This is a genomic window from Bradyrhizobium sp. CCBAU 65884 (assembly GCF_028128835.1).
GTDB classification, from domain to species: Bacteria; Pseudomonadota; Alphaproteobacteria; order Rhizobiales; family Xanthobacteraceae; genus Bradyrhizobium; species Bradyrhizobium ottawaense.
Map to the genome: position 1 here is coordinate 2,987 of NZ_LBJU01000004.1, position 10,303 is coordinate 13,289.

The following is a 10,303-nucleotide window of genomic DNA, read 5'->3' on the forward strand; positions in this document are numbered from 1 at the left end:
CCGTCGTTGATGTTCCCTACGATGACAGCGAGGCCCCGCCGCAACTGCGCGATGTCACGGGCAATGACAATGCCATGCTCGGACAGAAGACCGCGAATCTGGTTAGCGAGCCTGACCCGGTCGGCGACCAAGCGTCGGCGAATGCGGTGGACAGCCTGTACCGCCAGCTGATCGGTTGATTTCGGTGGCACGAAGCGCATGGACGGACGGCCGACCGCTTCGCAGATGGCTTCCGCATCGTTCTGGTCGTTCTTGTTTGACTTGACGTAGGGTGTCACGAACTCAGGGCTGATCAGTCGGACCTGATGGCCAAGCGCCGTGAGTACGCGAGCCCAATAGTGTGCCCCGTTGGAAGCCTCCATGCCGACCAGGCAGGCCGGTAAATTGGCGAAAAAGCCGGCCACCGCATCGCGACGCAACCTCTTTCGCACAACGACTTTCCCGTGGTTGTCGACGCCGTGAACTTCGAAGACATACTTCGCTAGATCTAGACCTATCCGAACGACCTGCATGATATCCTCCTTCACTGCAGTTGACGCTCGAGATTCCACCGCGGCGAGGGCGGGGTCCATACCATTGGCTCCAGGTTGGCAAGAAGAAACTTCACGTTGCAGGGTTTGGTCGGAGCAGCCATGTGTCCGGCCTTTTCGCGCGGTACACGTGACCGCTGGCCATAATGCCCTCCCCGGATCAGGTCCCGGTCAACAGCACGCATTCGAGATGCCATGGCCCATGTGGGTTGTCCTGATCGCAGGATCGACCGGCACTGCATTACGTGCTGTTCGCCCTCCCAACCGTTACGTCACGCCGGATATGCCCGACGCGATCTCGTTCAGGCCGCCAGCGCGGCCGGTTCCTGATAGCGTTCGTTCCTCGCCATCATCGCCCAAGCGATCCTGGCGAGTATGTTGGCTAACGCGATGGCCGCGACCTTGCGGGCCGCCGGGCCAACAATCGTGTGAGCCAGGGTCGATGATCGGGGCCGTGAATCTTGGCGTAGCGGATCACTGCGAGTGCGCCAGCCGTGAACAGGCTACGCAAATAGCGATCGCCTTGCTTGGTGATGCTGCCAAGCCTGTCTTTGCCCCCGCTCGAGCTCTGCTTTGGCACGAGACCAACCCAAGCCGAGAAGTCTCGCCCGGATCGGAAGGCTTTAGGATCGGCAACGCTGGCGACCAGGGCTGTTGCCAACGCCGGCCCAACGCCAGGGATCGCGTCCAGTCGCTTGCTCGTCGCGCTTGATCGATGCCAAGCGATGATGCGCCGGTCGAACTCAAGGATCTGGGCCTTCAGGGCGCGCAGTTGACTGTCAAGAGCAGCAAGGCACATCCGGGCGACCTCCGGAAGCCGGTCTTCAGCGTTGTCGGCGACGACTTCCAGCAGTTGCTCGACACCCCTGCGTCCGACGGGAGCGACGCTCCCGAACTCGGCAAGATAGGCGCGGATTGAGTTGATGACCGCAGTCTGCTGCCGGATGAAGAGGTGGCGCGCGCGATGAAGCATCAGACAGCTCTGTTGCTCGACCGTTTTGGTTGGCACGAACCTCATGTTTGGCCTGGCAACCGCTTCGCAAATCGCCTCAGCGTCGGTGCTGTCGTTCTTCTGCCGCTTGACGTAGGGCTTCACATAGGCCGGCGGCATCAAGCGCACGGTATGCCCCAACGCCTGCAGCTCGCGCGACCAATGGTGCGATGAGGCACACGCCTCGATACCCACCAGGCATGGCGCCAGTTTCTGGAAAAAGGCCAAGACGTGCCGGCGCTTCAACTGACGGCGCAGGACCATTTGGCCCGATCCATCAACGCCGTGCACTTGGAATACCGACTTCGCAATATCCAGACCGATGGTCGAAATTGACTGCATAGGCTGCTGCTCCTCCGAATCGTGGGAGCCTTAAAACGGCACCCACTCCTTGGCACTCTCGTGCCCGTGGAGGAGCCGTCCACAGCATCAACAGCGTGGGGGTGCGGCACGCAATGTAACCTCACGCGCCCGGGATAAGAAGGCGCATCCGTTAGGTCTGACGCGGTGACCTGGTTTGACCGGAAGCTGCGCTGTGCGAATTCCAGGACGCTCGACTTGGCGAGAGATTTCGTATCCTGCTGAAGCAGATTGGTGGAGACATCGGACAGAGCATTCCGATGGTTTGCCAAGACCGGGCGAATACCAAGGCGGCCTATCGTTTTTCTTTCCAATGAACGAGTAAGCGAGGCCGACATCCTGTCTGGTCATTTTAAATCGACGCGGGAAATGTATCGCGGCTGCGGAAGGGCCTGTTCTTGTCCTGCATGATACGACCGAATTCACCTATTAACGGGAGCGCCCGGATCTGATCGGGATGATTAAGCGCATCCCCAAAAGCATATATATCGCCACAGCAAGGCCTGGAACATCTTCATAGCCTAGGCAACCCTCAATCCTGATAGGTGCGTCGCAGTTCGCCCTTGGCGATAGTGCCTCACCTCGCAGACTCATTGCGCGATACCGTCACTCGTAATGGAGCAGAATCATGTCTAGACTTCAGGGGACGTATGTGAACGACAACATCGGAGCGAAGCTGGTAATTTCACAGGCTAACGATGCGAACGGCCAAATTACTTCTGCTTCGATCAGCTATAATGGCCATAACTATCCTGCAACCGGCCACTACCACTTCAAGAACAGCACTGGCCCAACTACGGTAGCGGTTCTCACTGGCCTTGACGATGACACTGGCTATATCGCCTTGTCCTTAACCGCCGAAAACCAGGAATTCAAACGGCTCAAGAGCTTCGGTGGGCTCGTTAATTTCAACGCCGAAACTATCGGCATCGGCGGCGCCTTCATTCGCCAATGACGCAGAATGTGGCTCCTGGTTTCACGCGGCCACACTCGACCGTTTTGCTTTGTAGGCAGAAGGCGCGGGTCTCTCTTCCATCTCGATGCCGGCGCACCTAGATTGCCCGGTTCGCCAGCATCATAGCAACCCATTCTTCAATGACTTGATCATTTCCTGATGAGCGAAACCTCCGTAGGCTGGACGCGCGAGCAGGACGAGATCTTCTGGCATTTGGTAGGAAAGCAAACTCCAGAGAAATTCATCGCGGCAGCGCTAAACAAAACTTGTCAGGAACTTAGACGGCGCGGGTACGTGCTGGGTCTGCCGCCGAAATGGTTTAAATCCACAAAGCGAACGACCGAGGATCTGGAGGGCGAGGAGGCCGGCAGGCCCTGTCTGGCGAGATTACCAATTGCCCACCGACCGATCGCCCCGATCCAGTTCTCGCGTGCCAAGGATGCAATGACCGTCGGGTCTCGTGTGATAGTCGCGCACTGGACTGGTTCAAAGTTGAAAGGGCGGCGCGGCCTCATCGTTGGTCTTGGCACCACTAGGACAAGGGTGCGCGTCCTCTTGGACGACAACATGCGCGCGATAACGCTTCACGTGTGCCTGTTGGAGGTAGAGGAGGCGCAAGGCTCATAGCCGTGGAAAGTAAGCGCTAACCAAGTCCGGGCTTCTCTGATCGCTGAAAGAGAATGCCGCTGAATTCCCAATCAAGCCCCACAGTTGATCGGCGTAGACGGTCTGGGCCACAAAGTCGGGATCGATTTCAGGTTTGCGTTGCAGGCGTTTCGAGATATCCGTGAGCGTTAGGACAATTAGCTTCTCTCCATCGGGGCATCTTCATGGCAACAGGTCTCCGCACCAGCCGATTTAGACGCCTTGCTCATGTTGCGACGTGAGGCCGACAAATCTCGGCCGTTGTCGTTGGCCGGCCGTGGTGGCCGGTAATTTTGGACGCCGATCCCCCAGCTTAGGGGGGCAAAATTTGAAGACGATGACGTAATTGCGGTCGGCGCTCGTGGCAGACAACCTCCGTTATCGTTGAGCCCTCCCAATCAAATGATTCGAAGGAGCTCCTATGAAGCAGTACGTCGGGGTGGACGTCTCACAGAGAGAAACCGCTGTGTGCGTTGTCAACGAGACTGGACAAGTAATCTTCGAAGGAAAAGCCAAGGCCTAATCCTGGTGCCTTGACTGATCTGCTTAGCAAACATGCGCCTCATGCCGAGCGTATCGGCTTCCAGACCGGTGCGATGGCGAGTTGGCTATGGCATGAACTCCGCAGGGTCGAGCTTCCGGTGGTCTGCATCGACGCTCGGCATGCGCACGCAGCCTTGTCGGTCCGAATGAACAAGAGCGATCAGAATGATGCGCGAGGCCTTGCCGAACTGGTGCGGGTTGGATGTTATCGAGAGGTCAAAGTCAAAAGTGCGGAAAGCCAGAAGATCCGAGCGATCCTTGTCGCCAGATCTCGGCTAGTGTCCATGCGCCGAGACATCGAGAACCAGGTTCGCAGCTTGATCAAGGAATGTGGATTGCTATTCCCGCGCGCGATCGGCCAACAGTTCCGCAACCAGGTCAGCGAACTCTTGGGCGTCGATCATTTGCTTCTCAGCGTGAGATCGCCGCTGCTCTCGATCCATGAGAACGTTTCTCAACAACAAGGTAAATTCGACAACGAGGTCCGCCGGTTGGCAAAGCTGGACGAGACGACGCGTCGCCTGATGACGGTCCCGGGGGTCGGTGTCGTGACGGCCGTAACGTTCCGCCACACGATCGATGACCCCTCGCGCTTCCGATCGGCTTCGACGGTCGGCGCCTATCTGGGCCTTACCCCTCGCCGGAACCAATCTGGCGAAACTGACATCACTGGCAAGATATCGCGATGGGGCGACCGGCTTCTCCGAAGCTACCTGTTCGAAGCGGCGACCGTTCTGCTTTATCGGACGAAAAAATGGTCCTCGCTTAAGGCTTGGGGAATGAAGCTCGCAAAGCGAATTGGCGCGAAGAAGGCGAAGGTCGCCATTGCTCGGAAGATCGCCGTGATTCTCCATTGCATCTGGGTCGACGTGACCTTGCCCCCAAGTTTTATCCAGTCCTGAGTTCGCCCCGGCTGTTGGATTTACCCGAATGGGCGGTGGTAGCGACGGGAGCTGGTGCGGAGCCATCGGCGTAGCGCAGCGCCAGATCCCGTCGCGGGTTGCAGGTGAAGGCGAACTCCGATGGTGTTTTCCATCCGAGTTGCGAGTGGGGTCGCGTATCGTTGTACAACCCAGCTTGATAACACCCACGGGACCGGTTTTCGCGAGCTCTTGTATCGGTGGCATCCGTGGTTTGGTCAGCCGGTGTTTGTCCACCAGGCGATCGCCAAGTCGGATGATGTTGTTTTCCGCTGCACGCTGAGCGGCTCCGACGCGACTCGGTGGCTTGAGATTCCTGCCTGGATGTTCGATCGCGTGGCTTGCGCGGATGATTCGGTCGTCACCACCACGCCTTATGTCGATTCATCAGCGCTGTCGGTGCTAGCGGGCCTTCTGTCGGATGTGTTGAAGGCGGGCACCGCATCATCGAACGCCTTGCTTTCTGGCGCAATCATGACCTCTCGCGATCCGAATCGGGGAGAGGCCCATGTCAGGCAAGACCACGACAATGGCGCGCCGGCCGCCAGCGCAGCGGAGTCGGCACAGGCAGGATCAGCGGCGCCAGGCGCCGCAAATGGACCTGTTCGCAAGCGGCCAGTCCAGCGGTGTCATCGGAGCACCGGCTTGGCCGGAGCTGCCGGCAGAGGTGCAAGGCACGCTGACCAACCTGATGGCGCAGCTGATCCTGGAACACGCGGACAAGAGCAAGACGGCCGTAACGACGGAGGACGGTCATGATCTCTGACAAGATTCGGCCCCATCATCTGGAGCGCAAAGCACTGCTCTATGTGCGGCAGTCGTCGGCCCATCAGGTGCTGCACAACAGGGAGAGCAGCGCGCTGCAATATGCCATGCGGGATCGGCTGACGGCGCTTGGCTGGTCGCAGATCGAGGTGATCGACGACGATCTCGGCCGCTCGGCGGCGGGCTCCGTTCAGCGTGCTGGATTCGAGCGGATGGTCGCGGAGGTGTGCCTCGGCAAGGTTGGCGCCGTCTGCGCGCGTGAGGTCTCCCGCTTTGCCCGCAACAGTCGCGACTGGCAGCAACTGATCGAGATGTGCCGCGTGGTCGACACGGTGCTGGTCGATCAGGAGACCGTCTATGCGCCGCGCCACGGCAACGACCGCCTGCTGCTCGGGTTGAAAGGCAGCCTGAACGAGTACGAGCTTGACCTGTTGCGCCAGCGTTCGCTCTCGGCGCGCTACGAGAAGGCGCGCCGCGGCGAACTGGTCGTCGCGGCACCGGTAGGCTTTGTGAAGGCCGGCGACCGCTACGAGAAGGATCCAGACCGCCGCGTGCAAGACGCCATTACCCTGGTCTTCGACAAGGTTCAGGAACTGGGCAGCGCTCGTCAAGCCTTGCTCTGGTTCCACGAGCATAATCTCGAACTTCCGGTGAAGCAGAACAATGGCGATGTGGCCTGGCGGCGGCCGAACTACGCCGCCATCCACCGGATGATTGAGAACCCCATCTACGGCGGCGCCTATGCCTATGGTAGGACTGCGGTTGCGGTAGGCTATGGAGCCAACGGTGCCAGCGTGAAGATTCGTCGCAAAGCACGCAGTGACTGGCTGGCGCTGATGCCAAATGCCCATGAGGGCTACGTCAGTTGGGAGAAGGCCGAGGCGATCAGGACGATGGTCAACAACAACATCCCCACCAGCCGTCATCATGGCGCCGCCAAACATGGCAATGCGCTGCTGGCCGGCATGATCCGGTGCCGGCGCTGCGGGCGCAAGCTGACGCTTCGATATACCGGCGCAAAGCATGGCATCCCGCGTTATAGCTGCAGCCGTGCCTGGATGGACAATGGCGAGCCGCGCTGCATCGCCTTCGGCGGCCTGCGCGTCGACGATTCCATCGAGGAAGCGCTTCTCGGCGTGGTGGGGCCCGGCGCTATCACTGCCGCGGTCGCCGCCTAGAGGCAAGCCGGTCAACGGCGCGATCAGGTACGCGAGGCACTTCTGCGCGATCTTGAAGCGGCGCACTATGCGGCCGATCGCGCCTTCCGTCAGTACGACGCTGCTGATCCCGCCAACAGGCTGGTTGCTGGCGAACTGGAGGCTCGCTGGAACAAGGCGCTCGCGCGTGTGGCAGAGGTCGAAAGCAAGATCGCGACGCATGGCGCAGCCATGCCGATGCCAGCCATCGCCCCGACAGCGCTTGCCGCACTCGCGACGGACCTCAAGACCATCTGGGCCGCCCCAACGACAGACGCGCGCCTGAAGAAGCGCATTGTGCGCACCCTCATCCAGGAGGTGGTGGCCGACATCGATCAGGAGGCAGGCGAGATCGTGTTGATTGTCCACTGGATCGGCGGCGTACATAGCCAGATCCGCTTGCCCAAGCGTGGGCGCGGCCAACGCAATAGCGCCTCAGCCGATGTGATCACGGCTGTCCGCCAGTTGGTGCTGATCGCCAATGACGATCTCATCGCCGGCACACTCAATAGGAATGGCCTTGTCACTGGTCACGGCAACCGCTGGACGCGTGAGCGCGTCACATCGTTGCGCTCGCATCACCGCATTCTAGTGTTCAAACCTGCTGATGACGGGATCGAGCCGTGGCTCAATCTCAGCAAAGCCGCGCGGCTTCTCAAGATCGCGCCCAAAACCCTCAGACTGGCGGCGGAGGCCGGCGAGATCGCCGCCATCCATCCCTTGTCCGAAGGCCCTTGGATCTTTGCCCGTTCCGATCTCTCGGCATCAGCCGCACAAACAATCACAGAACGCGCGCGCCAAAATCCAAAATACCCCACGGGATCGCATCCCGATCAGCAAAATCTCTTTGCTTCAACCACATAGACAGATGGGTGTTGTGATGCAGGATTGTAGTCGGCGATCCAATTGGTGATCTTGGTGCGGGCGTCGTCGAGATCGAAGAACAGAGTCTCGTTGAGTAGCTCGTCGCGCATCCGGCCGTTGAAGCTCTCGACGAAGCCATTCTGCATGGGCTTTCCCGGTGCGATGAAGTGCCAATCGATGGCTGCGTCCTTGCACCAAGCCAGCATGGCGTTGCAGGTGAACTCGGTGCCATGGTCGGACACGATCATTCCTGGCTTGCGGCGTCGCTCGATGATTGCCGTGAGTTCGCGGGCCACGCGCCGCCCCGAGATCGACGTGTCCGGAATGGCGCCCAGGCATTCCTTGGTGACGTCGTCGACGATGTTGAGGATGCGGAAGCGTCGGCCATTGACGAACTGGTCGTGGACGAAGTCCAGCGACCAGCGGGCATTGGGCCTGGCCTCGACCAGGATCGGGGCCCGGGTCCCGACGGCCTTGTGGCGAGCCCGCCGCTTGCGGACGGTGAGCCCTTCCTCGCGATAAAGCCGGTAAATCCGGTTGATCCCCGATGGCTCGCCCTCCCGCCGCAGCAGGACGAACAGGCGGCGATAGCCGAAACGCCGCCGCTCGTTGGCGAGATCGCGCAATCGGCCACGCAGAACTGCGTCCGGTGGGCGGCTGGAGCAATAGCGGATCATCTTCCGATCCGCACCCACGATCGAGCAGGCCCGCCGTTCTGACAGGCTCATGACGGCCTGCAGATGCGCGACAGCAGCGCGCTTGGCGGCGGGCCCTACCATTTAATGGGATGGTCCGCCCCGTCCTCCTGCCTCATTATAGGAAGGTCAGATCAAAAGAGGAGAGTATAATGGCCCATCGCAATTGGCCGCGACCTGCGGCTGTCTATGGGATCGACATTGGCAAGAACCTGTTCCACGTCGTTGGCCTAAGCTGCGACGGCACACCTGTTCAGAAAGTTCGCCTTCGACGGGAGACGCTTCTTCAGTTTTTTGCTCGCGCACAACCAAGCATAGTTGGCATGGAATCCTGCGCCGGTTCACAGTGGCTCGCCCGGAAGATAAAGGCGCTAGGTCACAAGGTGCGCCTGATCCCTGCGCAATTCGTGAAGCCGTACGTGAAATCAAACAAGAGCGATATCATCGACGCTGAGGCGATCGCTGAGGCCGCGACGCGACCGACAATGCGCTTCGTCGCCGTGAAGGAGGAGGACCAAGTCGATCTTCAAGCGCTGCATCGAATCCGTGAGCAGATGGTCAGCTCGAGGACACGCCTGATCAATCAGATGCGGGCTTTCTGCCTCGAGTACGGCGTACCTTTGCGTCAGGGTGCCGGAATATTCAAACTCGACTTGCCGCGCGCTTTGAATGACGAAGGAAACGATTTGTCACCAATGATGCGTCGCTTAGTGGGCGATCTATTCGCTGATCTCCGCCGCCTCGAAGAACGGATCCGCGAAGTGACACAGGAGATCGAAGCGGTCGCCGAGCGAGAGGACGTCACACGCCGGCTGATGACAATCCCTGGTATCGGCGCATTGGGTGCGACCGCTGTACTTGCCGCGATCGGTGATGGGCAGCAGTTTCGCAAGGCCCGCGACCTTGCTGCCTGGCTGGGGTTAGTGCCTAGGCAATACTCAACCGGCGGAAAACAGACGTCGCTTGGCGTCAGCAAACGCGGCAACCGTTATGTGAGAAAACTTTTAGTGCATGGCGCGCGATCCTGCTTCCGCCATTTGGACCGGACGCGCGATCGCCTAGGACATTGGCTCGACGGGCTCCAGGCTCGGATGCATCCGAACAAGGCCGTTGTCGCCTTAGCGGCCAAGATGGCCCGCATTGTCTGGGTGGTCTTGAACAAGCCTGGAGCTCTCTACGAACGCAGAGATCCTGCTTTCACCTGACGCTTCTGGCTTCGATTGCAAGGCTCGGGAACAGTGATGACGAAACAGTGGATCAACATGCCGTAAGCCCTGTGCAAAAAAGCGGGCTTCGTGCCCGAACCATTTATTGGGAACGGCGTGCGCGGATCTCATCATGGCCTGGCTGCAACCGCAGTCCACTCGCGAGAGGCCGGATACATTTATGCAACTGGAAGCGTCATTTTTGCTGTTACGAACCCTTGCACGGACGGGGCGGACCATACATTCTTTCACAAGAGGTCCTTCAAGGCCGCGTTGTCCAGCATGGCGTCGGCCAGCAGCCGCTTCAGCCGCGTGTTCTCGTCCTCCAGCGTCCTCAGCCGCTTGGCCTCCAAGATCTCCAGCCAACCGAACTTGGCCTTCCATTTGTAGATGCTGGCATCGCTGAAGCCATGCTTGCGGCACAGATCGGCGACCGAAACGTCGGCCTCATGCTCCTTCAAAATCCCGATGATCTGCTCGTCCGAAAAGCGGCTGCGCTTCATGCTCTGGTCCTTGTTGTGGGCCAGAACGAATTTCAAACTGGATTAGACCCATGGGTGCGGATTCCGACGTGAAGCCGGCGGGCATTCCGATCAATTGTCGGCCACCGTTCCGATCTGAAGCCGGCCGCGAT

8 protein-coding genes and 5 pseudogenes are annotated in these 10,303 nt (G+C 59.7%); 8 read left to right on the forward strand and 5 right to left on the reverse strand.

Going from position 1 to position 10,303, the window contains the following annotated elements:
- Together XI03_RS00105 and XI03_RS00110 are read right to left on the reverse strand one after the other, a co-directional pair.
- A partial coding sequence (locus tag XI03_RS00105) for an IS110 family transposase (RefSeq protein ID WP_271590963.1) occupies positions 1-512 on the reverse strand: 512 nt, incomplete at its 3' end.
- Positions 513-832: 320 nt separating this feature from the next.
- Positions 833-1,863: pseudogene (locus XI03_RS00110) on the reverse strand (IS110 family transposase).
- Positions 1,864-2,102: 239 nt separating this feature from the next.
- Between XI03_RS00110 and XI03_RS00115 the strand changes: the two are divergent.
- The 4 genes and pseudogenes from XI03_RS00115 (at position 2,103) to XI03_RS00130 (ending at position 4,926) form a co-directional block, all read left to right on the forward strand.
- Positions 2,103-2,198, forward strand: coding sequence for an IS4/Tn5 family transposase DNA-binding protein (locus XI03_RS00115; RefSeq protein WP_271590970.1), 96 nt, complete (start codon positions 2,103-2,105; stop codon positions 2,196-2,198).
- Between the two features lie 335 nt (positions 2,199-2,533).
- Entirely contained in the window at positions 2,534-2,836 is a 303-nt protein-coding gene (locus XI03_RS00120; protein WP_271590964.1) for a hypothetical protein, read from the forward strand.
- A 159-nt stretch (positions 2,837-2,995) separates the two neighbouring features.
- On the forward strand, positions 2,996-3,463 hold the full coding sequence (locus tag XI03_RS00125) for a hypothetical protein (protein ID WP_271590965.1): 468 nt from the start codon (positions 2,996-2,998) through the stop codon (positions 3,461-3,463).
- A 439-nt stretch (positions 3,464-3,902) separates the two neighbouring features.
- Positions 3,903-4,926 (forward strand): annotated as a pseudogene (locus XI03_RS00130) (IS110 family transposase).
- Here XI03_RS00130 and XI03_RS00135 read toward each other — a convergent pair.
- Positions 4,913-5,110, reverse strand: a pseudogene (locus XI03_RS00135) (IS3 family transposase); the annotation flags it as partial. The pseudogenes XI03_RS00130 and XI03_RS00135 overlap by 14 nt on opposite strands.
- A 342-nt stretch (positions 5,111-5,452) precedes the next feature.
- On the opposite strand from XI03_RS00135, the gene XI03_RS00140 reads away from it, so the two are divergent.
- The 3 genes from XI03_RS00140 (at position 5,453) to XI03_RS00150 (ending at position 7,769) form a co-directional block, all read left to right on the forward strand.
- Complete coding sequence (locus XI03_RS00140; RefSeq protein WP_271590966.1) at positions 5,453-5,710, forward strand: hypothetical protein; 258 nt, start codon at positions 5,453-5,455, stop codon at positions 5,708-5,710.
- Complete coding sequence (locus tag XI03_RS00145; protein ID WP_271590967.1) at positions 5,700-6,887, forward strand: recombinase family protein; 1,188 nt, start codon at positions 5,700-5,702, stop codon at positions 6,885-6,887. Before XI03_RS00140 ends, XI03_RS00145 begins: the two co-directional genes overlap by 11 nt.
- 168 nt (positions 6,888-7,055) lie before the next feature.
- Entirely contained in the window at positions 7,056-7,769 is a 714-nt protein-coding gene (locus XI03_RS00150; RefSeq protein WP_271590968.1) for a recombinase, read from the forward strand.
- Here XI03_RS00150 and XI03_RS00155 read toward each other — a convergent pair.
- Positions 7,769-8,548 (reverse strand): annotated as a pseudogene (locus XI03_RS00155) (IS3 family transposase); the annotation flags it as partial. The gene XI03_RS00150 and the pseudogene XI03_RS00155 overlap by 1 nt on opposite strands.
- Before the next feature lie 68 nt (positions 8,549-8,616).
- Between XI03_RS00155 and XI03_RS00160 the strand changes: the two are divergent.
- On the forward strand, positions 8,617-9,669 hold the full coding sequence (locus tag XI03_RS00160; RefSeq protein ID WP_271590969.1) for an IS110 family transposase: 1,053 nt from the start codon (positions 8,617-8,619) through the stop codon (positions 9,667-9,669).
- 251 nt (positions 9,670-9,920) lie between these two features.
- Here XI03_RS00160 and XI03_RS00165 read toward each other — a convergent pair.
- Positions 9,921-10,172 (reverse strand): annotated as a pseudogene (locus XI03_RS00165) (transposase); the annotation flags it as partial.
- Positions 10,173-10,303 lie beyond the last annotated feature (131 nt).